Source organism: Ulvibacter sp. 2305UL32-6 (assembly GCF_058148545.1).
This window is the reverse complement of record NZ_JBYVKA010000003.1, coordinates 462763-480653: the sequence shown is the minus strand read 5'-3', so window position 1 is coordinate 480653 and position 17891 is coordinate 462763. Positions and strand designations below refer to the sequence as shown.

The window sequence follows — 17891 nt, the reverse complement described above, 5'->3', positions numbered from 1 at the left end:
CGCGTACCGAATGATCAGAAAATTTTTCAAATTTATCGTTAAACTCGTCATAGGCTTAATGCTACTCAGTATTTTGTGGGTGGTCATTTATAAGTACGTTCCTGTGTCGTATACGCCTTTGATGGTCATTCGTTCTATTGATGCGACCGATGATCACGAAATTAAACATACGTGGGTTTCAATTAAGGAGATTTCCCCCTATTTACAATTAGCCGTAGTTTGTGCCGAAGATCAAAAATTTAGTAGCCACAACGGCTTTGATAGAGCAGCTATAGAAAAAGCGTTTAAATCGAATCAGCAAGGGAAACGTTTACGAGGCGGAAGTACTATTTCACAGCAAACAGCAAAGAATGCCTTTTTATGGCCTGATAGAAGTTGGCTACGAAAAGGCTTAGAATCTTGGTTTACATTTTTGATAGAGCAAATTTGGACGAAAGAGCGTATTCTCGAAGTGTATTTAAACAGTATTGAAATGGGCAATGGTGTTTATGGCGCACAGGCCGCAACCCAGCATTGGTTTCAAAAAGACGCCAATGACCTGAGTCAGCATGAAGCCGCTTGTCTCGCTGCCATACTCCCCAATCCTAGGAATTATCGCGCCAATCCGCCGTCACTTTATGTTGAAAAACGCGCTCAATGGATTGTAAAACAGATGCGAAATTATGGTACATTTAGCCTCGAATAACCCGCTGTAATTATGACCGTCACCGAAATAAAATCTGCGCTTCTTGAAGCTTGTAAAGACTTTGTTGGAAAGCGCTTTAGTAAGGTAAAACAAACCATTGCCGATATTGAAGAATCGCTGATGGAAGAGTCTAAAAGTAGTGCTGGCGATAAGCATGAAACAGGTAGAGCCATGCTCCAAATTGATCGTGAAAACGCGGGTAAGCAATTACATGAAATAGAGAAGTTACAACAGCTTTTGCCACGTATTGATGTAAAGGCAACTTCCGATTATGCACGCCTTGGAAGCCTCGTTTATACAGATAAAGCCACTTATTTCCTTAGTATTTCTATAGGAGATATGGTGGTGAGTAAAACACATTATTTTTGTGTTGCCTTACAATCACCTATTGGACAGCTTCTATCAGGAAAGAAAAAAGGAGATCACATTGTGTTTAACGGGAAGGAACATAAGATCACTAGTGTAAAATAATAAGTCGCGACGACTTACTGTTGTAAATATTGCTTCGGAATGGGATTCTCTTCATTTTCGCTCATCCAATAAATATTGATCACCCACCATCTATGGCCGTCATCTAAGAGCTGTATGCTATTAATTCCGCGCATAAAGGGCTTAGCGTCTTTTGCGCTACGAAACGACTCATATGTACTAAAAACATGTGTTACGGCGCCAAACGTTTCTGCTTTTCGAGAGATCTCTTTTTCAAAAAAACCGTTTTCAATAAGCCAAGACCCGCCAACCTCAATATAGTCACTAGGAGTCATATAGTTTACATCTATGATGCTGTCTTTGCTTTTGTTAGATGGAATCAATTTTGCATCAGGCTTAAATAAATATCGAAACAATTCCCAATTGCGTTCCTCTCCTTTTTCGCCAGAAATAACCGCGTAGAGAGTTTCTATGGTGCTGTCAAGGGTTTGCACTTTCGAGAGATATTTTTCTTCGGGTGTTTGGCTATATAGCGTGGCCACACTAAAAGCGAATAAAACGAGCGAGTATTTTAGGTTTTTCATGATAAGAACTTTACTCTAAAGTACAAAAATTAAGACAGGCAGGTTTTAAAGCCCTAGCCCAATAATTAGCGTCAGTTGATCATCAAAATTGTTTTGCAATCACTATTAATGCTAAATTGTCCTTCTTTTGTAGTGGCGGCACAAGTATATTCAAAAGTATAGGCTCCATAACTTAAATTGAGGAAGGTAAAGGTGTTGGGAACATCGCATTGTGGTGTCCCTGTAACCACGGCAGATCCATTTAGCGTGCCAGAAGATTCATCACCATTGCTATCTGTAAGGGTAATAGTAATGGTATTACACGGAAAGATCTCTGTTTTGTAAAAAGTGAGGCTACCGCTATCTCCAGAAGGATCATCATCATCACTGTCGTCTTTTTTACTACAACAGCTAAGAATGCCAGCTAGCATTACAAGCAAAAAAATGTGTTTAGAATACATGAGTTTAGATTTAGTATTGCTCAAATGTACTTCTAGGACGTAAAGGGGTGTGTCAAATATTGCTATTTGGCATTATTCGGGATGAATTTGAAGGAATATTTTAGTTTTGCTCTTTATTTCAATGGGATGTTCGAAAAACAGCGTTTTTTCTTCGGAAGCGGCTTCAATAAGATAATGGCTTCCTTTGTAATACGATTTTAAAACAGTCACTTTAAGTGGTGTTTTTTCTTCGGAAATAGTCAGTTGATGCGGTAATAGTAGTAACATTTCAGAAGGATCACTTTCCGAAGTAAATAAGCGTTTTGGAAGCATATTTACATCTCCGAAGAATCCCGCCTCATAAGTTGTTTTAAGAGAAGAATAGATGTTTTGTGGTTTTCCGTAGCGCACCACAGTACCTTTATCGAGGATCATGAGGGTATCCGCAAATGTTAGAGCTTCATCTGCATCGTGGGTGGCTGTAATACAAGAAATATTTTTCTTTTTTAAATACGCAAAAAGATCCCGACGTAAGGCGTTTTTCCGAAAGGTATCAATATGACTAAAAGGCTCATCGAGCAATAAAATTTCAGGTTCTTGGGCTAGTGCTTTCGCAAGCGCCACACGCTGTTTTTGTCCGCCGCTCAAGTTCTTTACATGCACATCTTTAAACGCAGTGAGGTCAACTACTTCCAGCAGTTCGTCAACACGTGCCATATCTGCATTTGCATCTAATCTCGGAAGATGTGTTGCAATATTTTCGGCCACCGAAATAAACGGCATCACGTTAAACTCTTGGGCCACGAGCTTTATAAATAATTCACCAGGAATAAGGTTGTGTTTTGAGCCTAATAGCGCTTGTTCGTTCCACGTGATGGTGGCATTATCCAGCGGTAGCAGTCCGTAAATGAGATGCAGCAATGTAGACTTTCCGCAGCCACTTTCGCCTAAAATCGCTAGATGCTCTCCTTTTTCTAGTGTAAAAGAGATGTCGCTTAAAATTGGGCGTTTTTCGTAAGCAAATGATGAAATGGCTACGTTTAGCATATATGAAATAAAAAGGTTGTCAATCTTGACCTGAGCCACATGACAACCTTTACAATTGATAATTAGTACTTATTTTTTTACGCCATCGTTTATTTTCTTCGGAAGCACTTTATAGCCCATGTTATAGAGTGTAAAACCAAAGATATCGGCATATTGTTCTATTGTTTTGCTTACTGGTGTTCCTGCGCCATGACCCGCATCGGTCTCAATACGAATGAGCACCGGATTTGTACCTGCTTGTTTTTCTTGTAATTCTGCAGCAAATTTAAAACTATGCGCAGGCACTACACGATCGTCGTGATCACCTGTGGTCACTAAAGTTGCAGGATATGAAACACCCGGTTTTACGTTGTGTACAGGAGAGTAACCTTTTAAATATTCAAACATTTCTTTACTCTGTTCGGCAGTACCATAGTCGTATGCCCAACCAGCCCCTGCGGTAAAGGTGTGATAGCGAAGCATATCTAAAACACCTACGGCTGGTAAAGCAACCTGCATCAAATCGGGGCGTTGTGTCATAGTTGCACCCACGAGTAAGCCACCGTTAGAACCTCCACGGATGGCAAGATATTCTTTAGAGGTATACTTATTATCGATAAGATATTCTGCAGCAGCGATAAAGTCGTCAAAAACGTTCTGCTTCTTCATTTGCGTTCCAGCATCATGCCATTTTTTACCGTATTCGCCACCACCACGAAGGTTTGGCACTGCATAAATTCCACCTTGTTCCATCCACACGGCATTGGCAATACTGAAGCTAGGCGTTAAACTTATATTGAAACCACCATAGCCATAAAGAATAGTTGGATTCTTACCATTCAGCTCAATGCCTTTTTTATAGGTAATGATCATAGGAACTTTGGTTCCGTCTTTAGAGCTGTAAAACACCTGTTTGCTTTCGTAGTCATCTGGATTGAAATCAATATCAGCTTTTTTGAAAAGCTCGGAAGTTCCATCTTTAATATTGTATTTATAAATACTTCCAGGAGTAACATAGTTTGTAAAACTGTAATAGGTCTCTGTGTCCTCCATCTTCGCATTAAATCCACCAGCACTTCCAATTCCGGGTAATTTAACTTCACGGACGAGTTTTCCGTCGTAGTCATATTGTAATACTTTAGAAACAGCATCAACCATATAAGTTGCAAAAATTGAACCTCCTGCGGTGCTTGCACTAAGTACGTTTTCGGTTTCGGGAATAAGGACTTTCCAATTATCGGGTCCAGGGTTAGCAGCATCTACGGTAACGATCTTCCCATTTGGAGCGTTGCGGTTGGTGAAAATGTACAATTTAGATCCTACATTTTCCATCACATATGAATCACTATCAGTATCATTTAAAACAGTTACAAACTTGCTATTTGACTTCTCGAGATCTTTGATAAATAATTTGTTACCAGAAGTTGATACGCTCGCGGTTAAAACTAGGTATTTTCCATCTTCTGTTGGACCAGCGTAGCAGTAGCGGTGTTTTTCTTCAGGAGTTCCGCCATAAACCAATTTGTCTTCTTTTTGGCTTGTTCCTAATTTATGATAGAAAACGCGATGTTGATCGGTTTTTGCTGAAAGTTCGCTCCCTTCTGGCTTTTCATAGCTTGAGTAATAGAAACCATCGTTTTTCAGCCATGAGATCTGACTAAACTTAATATCTTTTATGGTGTCACCTACCAATTCGTTGGTTTCGGTGTTCATCACAAGTGCCTTTCTCCAATCACTTCCTCCTTCAGAAATACTATAAGCAGCCAAACTTCCATCTTTAGAAAAGCTTAGTCCGCCCAAAGAAATGGTTCCATCATCGGAAAATGTATTCGGGTCGAGAAATACGCTTGCTGTTGAAGGGTCTTCGGTTGTTTTATAGCGATAGATCACAAATTGGTTTTGAAGGCCATCGTTTTTATAAAAGTAGGTATAATCCCCTTCTTTAAATGGAGCGCTTACTTTTTCGTAATTCCACAATTCTGTTAATCGGTTCTTAAGATCTTCTCGAAAAGGAATATTATCTAAGTACCCAAAGGTAGTTTCATTTTGTGCTTTTACCCATTCACCGGTTTCTTCACTTCGATCATCTTCCAACCAACGATATGGATCTTGAACATCTGTTCCGAAGTAGGTATCAACGGTATCAACTTTTTTAGTATTGTGGTAGGTCACGGCGACTGTTTCTGGGGTTTTAGTTTCTTCTTTACAGGCTATCACGCTTAGCACGGCAATCATTGGAATAATAAGCTTCTTCATTTTTTCTATAATTAGTTGTAGTACTAGTGGTTTCAATCCATGTGTTATAGATCTAAGACAGTCGGTTTTTTCTATTGTTTTATTGAAACAGCGGTCTATAAGCCTTCCAATATTTATAAATTAAGATCGTGTTAAGTGCAACGATCACAATTGCCACCCAAATATCAGAAACATCTAAGAACAGATGAAACAATAATATGTTAAATGTGATAGGCGCAAGTAAGATTAATGCAAAAGGAACCCATTTTTTTAGCAAAAGAAGCAAGCCAATGATGATCTCTAATACGCCTACAACATATAATACATAGCCTGAAGTGTTTAGTGATTCAATAAAATTTGCTCCTGCTGGGGGCATCTCAAACATAGGGATAAAGCCAAAAAATTTGTTTGCACCAAAAAGTATGAGAATAAGTGCCAAAACGAGACGAACGATGGTGGTAAAGGTCGAATTCATAGGTAGTTGGATTAGTGTTATACCTATTAAATATACTTAAAAAATAAAGACCCGTTATTTAAAAGTTAATTAACACCATAAGTGTTTGTAAAACAGCTATTTACGTAAATAACTTTTTATATACATCCCAATGAAGGAACATTAGATAAGCATTTAAAAGTGCTACTAAAAGTGCTGGACCAATGTTTGGCAGATTTATGAATGCGTGGAATAAAACAATATTTACTGAAATAGGAACGAGAACAACGAGTGCAAAAGGCACCCATTTTCTCAAAATAAGTAAAACGCCTACGAAGGCTTCTGTGAGTCCAACTAAACTCATAATATAACCTTTGCCCACAGATTCAGACCAAGAATAGCGAAGCGATGTAAAAAGATATGCTGCTTCAGGGTAGCCCGTAAAGTCAAAATCGGGCATAAACCAAAAAAATTTATTCAAGCCAAAGGCAAGGAGCATAACTCCGAGGCCGATATATAAAACGGTGTGAAAAATTTTCATAAATAATATACCTTATACAATAGACGGAATCGATCTTTCTAACTTACAAATGTACTTTAAACAAGATCGTTAGCCACTAAATACTCAGCGATTTGAACAGCATTGGTTGCCGCTCCTTTACGTAAATTATCACTAACGATCCACATATTTAATGTGTTGGGCTGTGTTTCATCTCTGCGCAATCTACCAACAAATACATCGTCTTTTCCGTTTGCATAAAGAGGCATTGGGTATGTGTTTGTGTCGGTATTATCTTGTAAAGTAATACCTGGAGTTTGATGTAATACCTGTCTTATTTCCGTTAAGGTAAAATCATTTAAAAATTCAACATTTACAGATTCACTGTGTCCTCCAGATGTAGGAATACGAACGGCGGTAGCTGAAACCGAAAACGTACGATCATCCAAGATCTTTTGTGGTTCACGAGCAAGTTTCATTTCCTCTTTAGTATAACCATTAGCCTCAAAGCTATCGCAATGTGGAATGGCATTTCTGTTGATGGGGTAAGGATAGGCCATTTCCCCAGAAATACCAGCTGCCTCATTCTCCATTTGTTTTACAGCTTTTACGCCAGTTCCTGAAACCGATTGGTAGGTAGAAACCACCACCCGACGCATTTTATACTTAGAGTGGAGCGGAGCCAAAGCCATTACAAGCTGAATAGTAGAGCAATTAGGGTTTGCAATGATTTTATCTTCTTTGGTTAAAAGATGGGCATTGATCTCGGGAACGATCAATTTTTTTGTTGCATCCATGCGCCAGGCAGAAGAATTATCGATGACCGTAGTACCAACCTCAGCAAATTTAGGAGCCCAAGCAAGTGATGTTTCGCCGCCAGCCGAAAAAATAGCAATATCAGGTCTGGCATTAATAGCGTCCTGCATACTAATAATTTGATGGAGTTTTCCAGCGAATACTAATTCTCGTCCAACCGACTTCTCAGAAGCGACTAGAAATAATTCAGAGATATTAAAATTGCGTTCCTCAAGTACTTTTAATAAGACGGTACCTACCATTCCGGTGGCTCCAACAATAGCTATTTTCATAATTAGATCTCCTCAGTAATCTCGAGGTATTAGGGTTAAAGACAACAAAAGTAAATCATAGCGGCTTAATTATTTGCCGTAAAAGGAAAAAAAAGACCCTCCAAGCCGTGAGGTTGGAGGGTTTAATTAAATGAGTAGTGTAGCGGAAGTAATCTAAATTACTTTTTTAGCGAATCTCTAATCTCTTTAAGCAAATCAATCTCAGATGGTCCCGGATCTGCTGCTGGAGCTTCCACAACTGGTTTTTTCGTTTTATTGTAGGCCTTAACGATCATAAACAATACAAACCCTACAATAATTAAATTGATAATGGCATTGATCCATTTTCCGTACATAATAGCATTTTCAGCTTTAGTTACAGTTCCATCAGCAGCCACAACAGCTTCGTCTAATACAACTTTCATATCGGCGAAATCTACGCCACCAGAGAAATGACCCACCAAAGGCATCATGATATCATTTACAAAGCCACTAACAACAAGGCCCATAGCACCTGCCAGTAATACAGCAACGGCTAAGTCTATGACGTTGCCGGTCATAATAAAATCTTTAAATTCTTTTAACATTTTTAGATGGTTTAATAGGTTTATATATTCCCAAGGTATGCAAAAAAAGAGTTTTTTCAACAAAAAACATCATTTACAAAGCGCCATTTCGATAAATTACGCGTTTTACCCGTTGAGAAATAGCTGTTAATAGTTCATATGAGATGCTCCCCATGTCTTGGCTCAACGCCACAGCCGATTGTTCTTTTCCAATTATAACAACCTCATCGCCTTCCTCACAGTCTATCAAAGTAACATTAACCATAAGCATGTCCATACACACATTTCCTACAATAGGGGCTCTTTGACCATTAATATAAACTGCCCCCCGGCCCTTACCCAACTGCCTTGGGATTCCATCGGCATGACCAATAGGAATGGTCGCCGTTCGCTCTTCTTTACTTGCAGTATGAGCGCGGTTATACCCTACAGTCTCACCGGCTTTAATAGTGTGAATCTGCGAAATAACCGACTTTAATGAAGCCACAGGCTTAAGGTTTTTATCTTCTTTTTCAGAATTGCCATATCCATACAGCCCAATTCCCGTTCTAACCATGTCGTATTGCGCTTCCGGATAATTTAAGATCGCCGAAGTATTACTTTGATGTAGCATCGGGCGGTAGCTTAATTTTTTAATCATTACTTCGGAAATGTGCTTAAACCGATTAATTTGCTGAAGGGTAAAATCTCGTTCTGTAAGATCTTCGCTCGCTGCCAAATGTGAAAAAAGTGACTTCGTATAAATAGCAGAGCTTTCGGAAAGTTCTTTTGCTAACCAATCACAGTCCTTTTCAGTAAAACCCAATCTATTGAGTCCTGAATTAAATTTAATATGTACAGGATAGTGCTGTTGATTTTTTTCTTCCGCTAAACGGGAAAAAAGTTTAAAAATACGTTTACTGTAAAGATTTGGCTCTAAACAACGCGCGATCAGGGTTTCAAAATTATTGGGTTGCGGATGCAATACCAGAATAGGAACTTCAATCCCAGCATCACGCAATTGTACCCCCTCGGGCGTATAAGCTACCGCGAGATAATTAGCGCCTAAAGCAACTAATTCTTTGGCAATAGCGACAGCATCACTACCATATCCGGAAGCCTTAACAACTCCCATCACTTTGGTGTTTTTGGTAAGTTTTGAGGTGAGATATTGGTAATTATGCCTTAGCGCGCTGAGGTCAATTTCCAGAACGGTTTCAGAAACTTTTGACATTTAGGCCTGTTTTTTACTAGGAAACTCCTCCGGATCTGTCACATCCATTTTACTTACTTTTTCTCGTAGCATGGCTTTGTAATAGGCAGCACGGCTCAACGGCTCATACTCTTCGGTTTCACCTAAAAGAACAAGATCTTCGCTTTTTGCCTTACGATAACTGTAGTGAGCTAAATTTCCTGTACGCGGACAAACAGCATGTACTTTGGTCACATATTCGGCTGTTGCCATTAAGGCGGGCATGGGGCCAAACGGATTTCCTTTAAAATCCATGTCGAGGCCGGCGATAATAACGCGAACCCCACGATTGGCTAAGTCATTGCATACTTTTACGATCTCATCATCAAAAAATTGGGCTTCGTCAATACCTACCACATCACAGTCATCTGCCAAAATAGGAATGTTAGCCGCGGCAGGAACCGCAGTCGATCTTATTTGATTACTATCATGTGAAACTACAGAGTCATCGTCGTAACGCGTGTCGATCTTCGGTTTAAAAATTTCTACCTTTTGACGCGCAAACTTAGCACGTTTTAATCGGCGAATAAGCTCTTCCGTTTTCCCCGAAAACATAGAGCCGCAGATCACTTCGATCCAGCCAAATTGCTCTTTTTGATTTACGGTATTTTCCAGAAACATAGGTACGATTTAGACGAAAACAGAAAAGTTTTCCGTTTACATAAAGGTTGCGTAAATTTATAAAAACAAAATTGAGCAAAAGAGAATAATTTTAAAAGTTATGAAGAATACACTTCAGTCGGAAATTAAAAAAATGGCAGAGCAGATCATTGCTGCTCCAACAGACTTCAACACGCGTGAGATGAAGAAAACTGTCGCGGGTTTATTCGAAAAATTAACCATATTAGAACATCTTGAAAATCAGGTTGGTATGTCTTCGGAAACCGAGCAACCACAATCGTTAGATTCTAAAAGTTATAGAGAAGATAATTGGTTTAAAGAACCAGAGCCGCTTCCGCAGTCTTCACATAAAGAAGATCTTGTTGAGCCGCTTATGGAAAAGATCAAAGACCTTGTGGCGCAAATGCCAGCCGAATCACAACAAATGGATGAACTTTTAGCCGAAGTGCTTCCGAAGGCAAAATACGTAAAGAACGATCTGGAAGAATTTGCAGCAAACTATCAACAAACGCCAACATTTGAAAGAAAAACGACCGAAACCACAAAACCGATAGCCGAAGAACGACAACCAGCCAAAGGAGGCGATGTGCCAAAATCGAGTTCAACCCTAATCAATGATTTAGATATTTCAGAAAAACCAAAATCGCTTAACGAAGTTGCTAATCATAGCGTAAAAATTGGTTTAAACGATCGACTGGCATTTATTAAACACTTGTTTGATGGAAATGCAGAAGATTATACACGTGTGCTTTCGCAGATCAATACCATGCAGAACTTTGAACAAGCCGATACTTTTATTAACGGACAAGTAAAACCCGACTATAATAATTGGCTAAATAAAGATGATTATAGTGCTCGTTTTATGACCTGCATCGAGCGACAGTTTCAGAAATAAGACCAACAAAGGATTATGAGAACACAAAAGATCATTTATTGGGTCGCAACAGCAGTTTTATGTGGTACCATGCTTTTTTCAGCAGGTATGTATTTTGTGAACACCGAAATGGTCAAAGATTTTTTTGAGTCTTTTAATTATCCAGCATACATTGTAATCCCATTAGCAACAGCCAAAGTATTGGCCGTACTCATGATCCTTTGGCGTAAAAGTCAATGGCTTACCGAATGGGCCTATGCAGGTTTGTTTTTTGACTTGGTTTTAGCAACAACAGCACATTATATGGCAGACGACGGAGGAATGACTACAACCCTTATTGCACTAGTAGCACTGCTTATTTCATATTTCTTCGGAAAAGAGGTTCGTTATTAATTAAACTACATTCCCACATAGGTGGGACAAATCTATGGGGAAACTCTATTTGGTACCAACGCCCATTGGGAATTTAAAAGACATGACGTTTCGCGCAGTAGAAGTGCTTGAGGCGGCAGATCTTATTTTAGCGGAAGACACACGAACGAGTGGTAAATTGCTAAAACATTTTGATATTACCACACAGATGCATTCACATCATATGCACAACGAACACAAAACTACCGAAGGTATTGTGCAACGTATTAAGGCGGGTGAAACGGTAGCATTGATAAGTGACGCAGGTACACCAGCAATTAGCGATCCTGGCTTTCTACTTACCCGAGCCTGTGTAGAAGCGGGCATTGAAGTAGATTGTCTGCCAGGTGCAACGGCCTTTGTTCCTGCGCTGGTCAATAGTGGCTTACCTAATGATAAGTTCGTTTTTGAAGGCTTCCTTCCTGTTAAGAAAGGGCGTCAAACGCGGCTCCAATTATTGGCCGAAGAAACGCGAACCATTATTTTTTACGAATCACCTCACAAACTCCTAAAAAGTCTTGCGCAGTTTGCCGAATTCTTCGGAAACGAAAGATCTATTTCTGTGTCGAGAGAACTTAGTAAATTGCACGAAGAAACCATACGCGGAACTATTTCCGAAGTACAAAAGCATTTTGAAAATAAACCGCCAAAAGGAGAATTTGTAGTGATCGTAGCTGGGAAAAAGTAATACAACGCTTGCTAATCACAAAAAAACAAGACCGCAAATCACCGATGACCACTAAAAACACAGGCTTAATATATCACAGTAATATTCCAGATCTTGTTACCAAGATTACGGCGCTATGGGCATTTAGCGAAAGCGGCCTTGGAGGAATATTGCACGCCGTTCGCCTACCCTTTAGCGGTATTTTTTTAGGAAGTATTTCGGTCATTCTTATCACATTTTTAGCCTATAACAGCCAAAATAAGTGGAAAACCATCATACAAGCTATGCTTTTGGTTATTATGCTTAAAGTACTTATTAGTCCGCATTCACCAGTTATGGCTTATGCTGCGGTGGCGTTCCAGGGCGTTCTTGGGGCAGCGATCTATTCGGTGTTTGGTGTTAATAAAGTGTCTACCATTTGCTTCGGAATGATCGCGTTATTTGAATCTGCATTTCAGAAAATACTCACACTTACCATCATTTTTGGCGTTCAATTGTGGGAGGCTATTTCTAATTTTTTTGGAGAGCTAACCCAGCGTTTCGAACTTGCCTTATTTGAAGATTTGCCGTGGATCGTATTGATAAGCTATGGATTGCTTTATGTTTTAGTTGGAATTACAGCGGGTATTTTTGCGTACAAACTTCCGAAGAATATTCAGAAAGAAGCTCAGATCTTACGACAGAAAGGCTTTATAACGGTAGATGTGGAGACAGTTTCGTTAGTAAAAAGAAAACGTTTAAAAAAGGTTTTTCTTTTCTCTGGCATCGGACTCTTTATAGTCATTGCATTATTTTTTACTGAAAACCAGAAAACGATAGGGTACGTATTACTTCGCACACTTACCGTGTTATTGGTATTTCTGTTTGTTATTAGTCCGCTCGTCAAATTTTTACTAAAAATATGGGTAAGCAATCGACGAACCACTGTGGAAAGTTCGCTAACAACCATTATTTCTGAAATGCCACAGCTGAGGAAAAACACCATTATCGCTAATTCCTTTAGCAATCACATTAAAAATCCAATTACGAGAGCTAAGCGCTTTTTAATATATTGGATCACGATCTCTCTTTATTTTGAACCCTCATGAAACCGAAGATCACCATTTTTTCGGATGCCGTGGGAAGTGGAAAAACCACATTTTTACAAAAAGAGTTAAAAAATCTGCCAGGAGCAGCGGGAGTTTTAAGTCCCAAGCAAAACGGAAAAAGATTTTTTCAACTAATTCCATCAGGGGAACTTTTACCTATGGAAAGCGAAAACGGATCGCTTTTAATTGGAAGGTTTCAATTTGATGCGCAGAACTTTCAAAAAGTAGAAAAGGCGCTTTGGGATTTTTGGAAAGACCCATCGATAAAAACGCTGCTTATTGATGAAATAGGACCTTTAGAGATTAAAAAGAAACAAGGTTTTCATGAATTACTGGTTCGTATTTGCCATGATGACCACGTTAGCCAAAAAGAAATTATTGTCGTTGTTCGCGATTATTGTATTCAAGATTTTATAAGGCTGTATGGTTTGGATGATGTGAGGGTAAAAACAAAAGATGATTTTTACAAGTCCGCTGCAGATCGTCCTATTGGGGTGGTTCTTTGCGGCGGAAAAAGCAAACGGATGAAAACCGACAAAGCTTTTTTGCAGTATAATGGGCTTCCACAGTGGGAGTATGTTTATAATTTGCTTAGCCCGTTTTGTGAAAAGACGTTTCTCTCTGTAAACACCGAACAACAGGAAACAGGGATGTTTCCGAAGCATATTGAGCAAATTTTAGATAAAGACGAATATAAAGAGCACGGTCCAATGACAGGTCTAATGTCGGTTTTGGAAGCTGTTGGAAATAAACCGATATTTTTAATTGCTTGTGATTATCCTTTATTACGAATGGAACATCTTTTGGAGCTAATAAAACATAGAAGTACCGATTTTGACGTGGTTTGTTATCGAAATAAGGGCAGAACAGAACCTTTAATCACCCTTTTTGAAGCATCGGTATTTGAACAAATTCAGGCATTTTATAAAGAAGGTAACGATTCAATTGCTACCTTTATAAAACAAGCAAAAACCTGCTTTGTGGATGTTTCAGAAGCAGATTTTCTGCAAAATGTAAACGAGCCAGAAGCTTTTCAGCGTTTAAAAAAAGGCATAAATGATTAAAGAGATCGCCATCGTTAGACAGCGAAATAATGAGTTTATAATGACCCATGATGTGGTGGCAATAGAAGAGCCGTTAGAAATTCAGCTGGAAATTGGTCCGGCAAATCAACGAACAATCACGCCACTAGCGGTTACGATGCGTACCCCAGGAAATGATACTGAGTTGGCGGTAGGATTTCTATTTACTGAAGGAATTATTTCTTCGGCAAAAAATTTGGCAGAACCCGTAAGCCGATCTCTCGGGGAAAATAAAATGTTGATTCGCTTGGGCGAAGATTTTGAGGCTAATTTGGACAAGCTTAAACGTAATTTTTATACCAGTAGTAGCTGTGGTGTCTGCGGAAAAGAAAGTATAGAAGCCATACATCAAGTGTGTAAGGTGGCGAACGCGGTTGAGCATTTTCAAGTCGATCTGGAAATGATCTCGCAACTTCCCGAAAAATTGGGCAAAGTTCAAGAAGCCTTTGTGCGAACAGGTGGAATTCATGCAGCAGCATTGTTTTCAAGTGCTGGAGACTGTATTGACTTTAAAGAAGATGTTGGACGGCACAACGCTTTAGATAAGCTTATTGGAGCGGCACTTTTGACGAATGGCGATGAATCTTTTCGTTTAGAAAAGGCGATACTTTTATTAAGTGGAAGAGCGAGTTTTGAACTTATACAGAAAGCCGCAATGGCAGGAATTCAAGTGGTTTGCGCAATCGGAGCACCCAGTAGTTTGGCAATAGAGACGGCCCAATCGTTCGGGATTACACTAATCGGTTTTTTAAAGCAACAGTCGTGTAATGTGTATTGCGGTTCAGACCGAATTAAAAACAATTAAAATGAAGATCAGAATTAAAGATAATAGCATTCGTTTACGACTTACAAAATCGGATGTTGCGCAATTAAAATCGGACGGCATTGTTAGCGCACAAACGATCCTATCTGAAAAGATGATTTTTAGATATAAACTATCGCGAAATACGGATGAAAAGCAGATAAGGGCAACGTTTAGCGACAATGAAATTCATGTGATTTTATCAAAAGAAGCGGCCAGAATTTTGACTGATACGCCTGAAATTACAGTTAAAGGACATCAAGAGAATGGTGAGGATGGCGGTCTGTTTTTATTGATCGAAAAAGACCTTGCCTGCTTGGATGAAACTCACGAAGATCAATCTGATATGTACGAAAATCCAAAAACGGAGTGCTAGCTCATAGAATTTAAAAATTAAACGGTGTCAACAAAAAAATCAAATAGCGTCAATCCAGAAAACCCTGAAGAACTCAGTAAAATTAAACTGACTTCGGTTGATAAAACAGCTGCGGGATTCAAGGCGGTTGCTTCTTCGGTAAAGCATATTTTGGACGAAATGAACGTGTCGAGAGGGTTTGTTGCGCTTCAAAAATTAAATCAAGTAGATGGTTATGACTGTCCGGGTTGCGCCTGGCCTGACCCAGATGATCGCAGAAGCACCATGGCTGAATATTGCGAAAATGGTGCAAAAGCAGTTGCTGAAGAAGCCACGACCAAAGCGTTGACGCCAGATTTTTTCAAAAAACATTCGGTTGTCGAACTATCCCAATGGGATGACTATGCGATCGGGAAAAGCGGGAGAATAGCCCAGCCTATGTACCTTCCGAAGAATTCCGAACACTACCAACCCATTACGTGGGAAGATGCCTTTGCACTAACCGCAAAGCATTTAAATGGTTTAGCATCACCCGATGAGGCTATTTTTTATACTAGCGGAAGAACAAGCAATGAGGCTGCGTTTTTATATCAGCTATTTGTGCGTGCCTTCGGAACAAATAATATGCCCGATTGCAGCAATATGTGTCATGAAAGTAGCGGTGTTGCTTTAGGTGAAGCCTTGGGAATTGGAAAAGGATCGGTAAAGTTGGAAGATTTTTATGAAGCCGAAGTCATCATGATCATGGGGCAAAATCCCGGGACCAATCATCCGCGAATGCTGAGTGCCTTGGAAAGAGCGCACAAAAATGGCGCCTTGATCATTTCAATTAATCCTTTGCCAGAAACGGGATTATCAAAATTTGCCGATCCACAATCGGTTGCTGGAATGTTAGGAATGGGAACTACCATTAGCAATATACATCTGCCTATAAAGATCAATGGTGATATCGCACTTTTTCAGGCCATTAATCAGTTATTAGTTTTAGCGGAAGAAGCCGAACCAGGAACTGTGTTAGACCAGGAATTTATTGCAAAAGATACGTTCGGTTTCGAAACCTATAAAAAACATATTCTTGCTCAGGATCTTAAAGATCTATCGCAGCAATGTGGTATTTCCGTAGAAGACATTCAAGATCTAGTTGACAAGATCAAGTATAGTAAGAAGATCATTACGTGCTGGGCGATGGGGCTTACGCAGCATAAAAACTCGGTTGACACGATCAAAGAAGTGGTAAATACGCTTTTGTTGAAGGGAAGTATTGGAAAGCCAGGTGCGGGGACGTGTCCTGTTCGTGGGCACAGTAATGTGCAAGGCGACCGAACCATGGGGATTTATGAAAAACCTTGGGATTGGCTATTGGATGCTTTGGAAGTGAATTTCAATATTAGTCCGCCAAGAGAACACGGTCTAGACGTTGTAAATTCAATTGAAGCCATGCATAGCGGGGGGTGTAAGATCTTTATGGGTATGGGCGGAAATTTTTTAAGCGCAACACCCGACACGCTTTTTACCGCGGAAGCATTACAAAATTGTGATCTCACCATTCAGGTAAGTACAAAATTGAATCGGAGTCATTTGGTAACAGGCAAGGAAGCGTTGATTCTTCCCGTTTTTGGACGAAGTGATGAAGATATTCAAAAGAACGGAAAGCAATTTGTTACTTGCGAAAACTCGATGGGAGTTATTCAAAAAAGCCAAGGGGTTTTAAAACCTATTAGTGATCAATTGATCAGTGAACCCGACTTGGTTTGCAGACTGGCGATGGCTGTTTTAAAGGAAAATGCCGCCATTCCATGGGAAGCATATCGGCAAAATTATGATCGAATTCGCGATGCTATTGAAGCCACAATTCCTGGGTTTAAAGACTATAACAAGCGAGTGCGTGATTTCGGCGGATTCTATCTACCTAATTCGTCGCGAGAAGGAACGTTTCCTACGGAAACCACGAAAGCTAATTTTTCAATGACGATTTCCGAAGCAATTCCGTTAAAGGAAAATGAATTACTTATGATGACTATTAGAAGTCATGATCAATACAACACAACGATCTACGGAAAAAACGACCGCTATCGCGGTATCGAGAATGAACGCCGGGTGATTTTAATGAATGCTGATGATATGAGACAGCACGGTTTACAACAAATGGATTTGGTGGATCTGTTCAATTTTTCTGACGGAAAAGAACGGGTGGCAAAAAAATTCTTGGTGATCTCTTATGACATTCCGAAGCAATGTGTAGCGACCTATTTTCCAGAGACCAACGTGTTAGTTCCTATTAAATCGGTTGCCAAAAAGAGCAATACGCCCACGAGTAAGTCGGTTGTTGTCGAAGTACGGAAACATGTATTATAAGGCTTCCAAGGGAATTTTTATCGATTGATCTCTATATTGTATCTCTAGAAAGACAAAACATTGGTCCATTTAAAAATGAACAATATTAGTATGGTTATTGCAGTGCAAATATATATTGCATCCTGCCAATAAAAAGTTCTCGCGCCCCATATTTTCCAATTTTCACCATAGATCTTTTTTATGCCATGCCTTGTAATTCTCCAATAAATAAAGGTAACGACTAAAAAAATTAATATTGCAATTCCTATTATCCAGCCTTTTTCCATTTATAAATTTTTAAAATTACCGACATGCAGTTTGCATGGTCTAAATGTGTTTTCCTTTATTCCAACCGTGTTTGCTGAGATGATGATTATCACTCTCAACAGCATCGTACTCGTCTACACCTCACGGTTAGTTTTCAAAAAATTGAGAAAGAGAAAAGTTTTCAATTTTTTGAAAACCACCACCATTAGTGCTCAA

Annotated in this window: 20 protein-coding genes; 10 read left to right on the top strand and 10 right to left on the bottom strand. The window is 39.5% G+C overall.

Going from position 1 to position 17891, the window contains the following annotated elements:
- Positions 1-10 precede the first annotated feature (10 nt).
- Both mtgA and ACY2RU_RS11895 read left to right on the top strand, forming a co-directional pair.
- Positions 11-685 carry a monofunctional biosynthetic peptidoglycan transglycosylase gene (gene mtgA / locus ACY2RU_RS11900; RefSeq protein WP_490138685.1) on the top strand — a complete coding sequence of 225 codons (675 nt, stop codon included), beginning with the start codon at positions 11-13 and terminating at the stop codon, positions 683-685.
- 12 nt (positions 686-697) lie between these two features.
- Positions 698-1156, top strand: a complete 459-nt coding sequence (locus ACY2RU_RS11895; RefSeq protein WP_490138684.1) for a 3-oxoacyl-ACP synthase — start codon at positions 698-700, stop codon at positions 1154-1156.
- 14 nt (positions 1157-1170) lie between these two features.
- Here ACY2RU_RS11895 and ACY2RU_RS11890 read toward each other — a convergent pair whose 3' ends face one another.
- The 10 genes from ACY2RU_RS11890 to ACY2RU_RS11845 all read right to left on the bottom strand — a co-directional run bounded on the left by ACY2RU_RS11890 (position 1171) and on the right by ACY2RU_RS11845 (position 9795).
- Positions 1171-1698 (bottom strand): hypothetical protein, encoded by a 528-nt coding sequence (locus ACY2RU_RS11890; RefSeq protein WP_490138683.1) that lies wholly within the window; start codon positions 1696-1698, stop codon positions 1171-1173.
- Between the two features lie 71 nt (positions 1699-1769).
- Positions 1770-2138 (bottom strand): hypothetical protein, encoded by a 369-nt coding sequence (locus ACY2RU_RS11885; RefSeq protein WP_490138682.1) that lies wholly within the window; start codon positions 2136-2138, stop codon positions 1770-1772.
- A gap of 72 nt (positions 2139-2210) precedes the next feature.
- Positions 2211-3164 (bottom strand): ABC transporter ATP-binding protein, encoded by a 954-nt coding sequence (locus tag ACY2RU_RS11880; protein WP_490138681.1) that lies wholly within the window; start codon positions 3162-3164, stop codon positions 2211-2213.
- 69 nt (positions 3165-3233) lie between these two features.
- The gene (locus ACY2RU_RS11875; protein ID WP_490138680.1) at positions 3234-5399 is read right to left on the bottom strand and encodes a prolyl oligopeptidase family serine peptidase; all 2166 of its coding nucleotides are present in this window, start codon (positions 5397-5399) and stop codon (positions 3234-3236) included.
- A gap of 79 nt (positions 5400-5478) precedes the next feature.
- Positions 5479-5853: a DoxX family membrane protein gene (locus ACY2RU_RS11870; protein ID WP_490138679.1), complete on the bottom strand. Its 375-nt coding sequence runs from the start codon at positions 5851-5853 to the stop codon at positions 5479-5481.
- Positions 5854-5953: 100 nt separating this feature from the next.
- Positions 5954-6352, bottom strand: a complete 399-nt coding sequence (locus tag ACY2RU_RS11865) for a DoxX family membrane protein (protein ID WP_490138678.1) — start codon at positions 6350-6352, stop codon at positions 5954-5956.
- Between the two features lie 56 nt (positions 6353-6408).
- Complete coding sequence (locus ACY2RU_RS11860; RefSeq protein WP_490138677.1) at positions 6409-7398, bottom strand: aspartate-semialdehyde dehydrogenase; 990 nt, start codon at positions 7396-7398, stop codon at positions 6409-6411.
- Positions 7399-7556: 158 nt separating this feature from the next.
- Complete coding sequence (gene mscL, locus ACY2RU_RS11855; protein WP_490138676.1) at positions 7557-7964, bottom strand: large conductance mechanosensitive channel protein MscL; 408 nt, start codon at positions 7962-7964, stop codon at positions 7557-7559.
- 73 nt (positions 7965-8037) lie between these two features.
- On the bottom strand, positions 8038-9156 hold the full coding sequence (alr, locus tag ACY2RU_RS11850) for an alanine racemase (RefSeq protein WP_490138675.1): 1119 nt from the start codon (positions 9154-9156) through the stop codon (positions 8038-8040).
- Positions 9157-9795: a thymidine kinase gene (locus ACY2RU_RS11845; RefSeq protein WP_490138674.1), complete on the bottom strand. Its 639-nt coding sequence runs from the start codon at positions 9793-9795 to the stop codon at positions 9157-9159.
- 100 nt (positions 9796-9895) lie between these two features.
- On the opposite strand from ACY2RU_RS11845, the gene ACY2RU_RS11840 reads away from it, so the two are divergent.
- The 8 genes from ACY2RU_RS11840 to ACY2RU_RS11805 are packed head-to-tail and all read left to right on the top strand — an operon-like array spanning position 9896 to position 17429.
- Positions 9896-10690, top strand: a complete 795-nt coding sequence (locus ACY2RU_RS11840) for a DUF8457 domain-containing protein (RefSeq protein WP_490138673.1) — start codon at positions 9896-9898, stop codon at positions 10688-10690.
- A 15-nt stretch (positions 10691-10705) separates the two neighbouring features.
- Entirely contained in the window at positions 10706-11062 is a 357-nt protein-coding gene (locus tag ACY2RU_RS11835; RefSeq protein ID WP_490138672.1) for a DoxX family protein, read from the top strand.
- Positions 11063-11096: 34 nt separating this feature from the next.
- Positions 11097-11768, top strand: a complete 672-nt coding sequence (gene rsmI, locus ACY2RU_RS11830) for a 16S rRNA (cytidine(1402)-2'-O)-methyltransferase (protein ID WP_490138671.1) — start codon at positions 11097-11099, stop codon at positions 11766-11768.
- Positions 11769-11812: 44 nt separating this feature from the next.
- On the top strand, positions 11813-12835 hold the full coding sequence (locus ACY2RU_RS11825; protein WP_490138670.1) for a hypothetical protein: 1023 nt from the start codon (positions 11813-11815) through the stop codon (positions 12833-12835).
- Positions 12832-13899 (top strand): NTP transferase domain-containing protein, encoded by a 1068-nt coding sequence (locus ACY2RU_RS11820; RefSeq protein ID WP_490138669.1) that lies wholly within the window; start codon positions 12832-12834, stop codon positions 13897-13899. The genes ACY2RU_RS11825 and ACY2RU_RS11820 overlap by 4 nt, the downstream gene beginning before the upstream one ends.
- Entirely contained in the window at positions 13892-14722 is an 831-nt protein-coding gene (gene fdhD, locus ACY2RU_RS11815; RefSeq protein WP_490138668.1) for a formate dehydrogenase accessory sulfurtransferase FdhD, read from the top strand. The genes ACY2RU_RS11820 and fdhD overlap by 8 nt, the downstream gene beginning before the upstream one ends.
- 1 nt (position 14723) lies before the next feature.
- A complete protein-coding gene (locus tag ACY2RU_RS11810; protein ID WP_490138667.1) occupies positions 14724-15095 on the top strand; it encodes a DUF7009 family protein in 372 nt (123 codons plus the stop codon).
- 24 nt (positions 15096-15119) lie between these two features.
- A complete protein-coding gene (locus ACY2RU_RS11805) occupies positions 15120-17429 on the top strand; it encodes an FdhF/YdeP family oxidoreductase (RefSeq protein ID WP_490138666.1) in 2310 nt (769 codons plus the stop codon).
- The last annotated feature ends 462 nt before the right edge of the window (positions 17430-17891 follow it).

Bases quoted from the DNA above. Each gene is read 5' to 3' on its own strand.
- ACY2RU_RS11880 (WP_490138681.1), bottom strand. From the start codon at position 3,164: ATGCTAAACGTAGCCATTTCATCATTTGCTTACGAAAAACGCCCAATT.
- ACY2RU_RS11865 (WP_490138678.1), bottom strand. From the start codon at position 6,352: ATGAAAATTTTTCACACCGTTTTATATATCGGCCTCGGAGTTATGCTC.
- ACY2RU_RS11825 (WP_490138670.1), top strand. From the start codon at position 11,813: ATGACCACTAAAAACACAGGCTTAATATATCACAGTAATATTCCAGAT.
- ACY2RU_RS11810 (WP_490138667.1), top strand. From the start codon at position 14,724: ATGAAGATCAGAATTAAAGATAATAGCATTCGTTTACGACTTACAAAA.
- ACY2RU_RS11895 (WP_490138684.1), top strand. From the start codon at position 698: ATGACCGTCACCGAAATAAAATCTGCGCTTCTTGAAGCTTGTAAAGAC.
- ACY2RU_RS11820 (WP_490138669.1), top strand. From the start codon at position 12,832: ATGAAACCGAAGATCACCATTTTTTCGGATGCCGTGGGAAGTGGAAAA.
- ACY2RU_RS11890 (WP_490138683.1), bottom strand. From the start codon at position 1,698: ATGAAAAACCTAAAATACTCGCTCGTTTTATTCGCTTTTAGTGTGGCC.
- fdhD (WP_490138668.1), top strand. From the start codon at position 13,892: ATGATTAAAGAGATCGCCATCGTTAGACAGCGAAATAATGAGTTTATA.
- ACY2RU_RS11835 (WP_490138672.1), top strand. From the start codon at position 10,706: ATGAGAACACAAAAGATCATTTATTGGGTCGCAACAGCAGTTTTATGT.
- rsmI (WP_490138671.1), top strand. From the start codon at position 11,097: ATGGGGAAACTCTATTTGGTACCAACGCCCATTGGGAATTTAAAAGAC.
- ACY2RU_RS11845 (WP_490138674.1), bottom strand. From the start codon at position 9,795: ATGTTTCTGGAAAATACCGTAAATCAAAAAGAGCAATTTGGCTGGATC.
- ACY2RU_RS11840 (WP_490138673.1), top strand. From the start codon at position 9,896: ATGAAGAATACACTTCAGTCGGAAATTAAAAAAATGGCAGAGCAGATC.
- ACY2RU_RS11885 (WP_490138682.1), bottom strand. From the start codon at position 2,138: ATGTATTCTAAACACATTTTTTTGCTTGTAATGCTAGCTGGCATTCTT.
- ACY2RU_RS11870 (WP_490138679.1), bottom strand. From the start codon at position 5,853: ATGAATTCGACCTTTACCACCATCGTTCGTCTCGTTTTGGCACTTATT.
- mscL (WP_490138676.1), bottom strand. From the start codon at position 7,964: ATGTTAAAAGAATTTAAAGATTTTATTATGACCGGCAACGTCATAGAC.
- ACY2RU_RS11875 (WP_490138680.1), bottom strand. From the start codon at position 5,399: ATGAAGAAGCTTATTATTCCAATGATTGCCGTGCTAAGCGTGATAGCC.
- alr (WP_490138675.1), bottom strand. From the start codon at position 9,156: ATGTCAAAAGTTTCTGAAACCGTTCTGGAAATTGACCTCAGCGCGCTA.
- mtgA (WP_490138685.1), top strand. From the start codon at position 11: ATGATCAGAAAATTTTTCAAATTTATCGTTAAACTCGTCATAGGCTTA.
- ACY2RU_RS11860 (WP_490138677.1), bottom strand. From the start codon at position 7,398: ATGAAAATAGCTATTGTTGGAGCCACCGGAATGGTAGGTACCGTCTTA.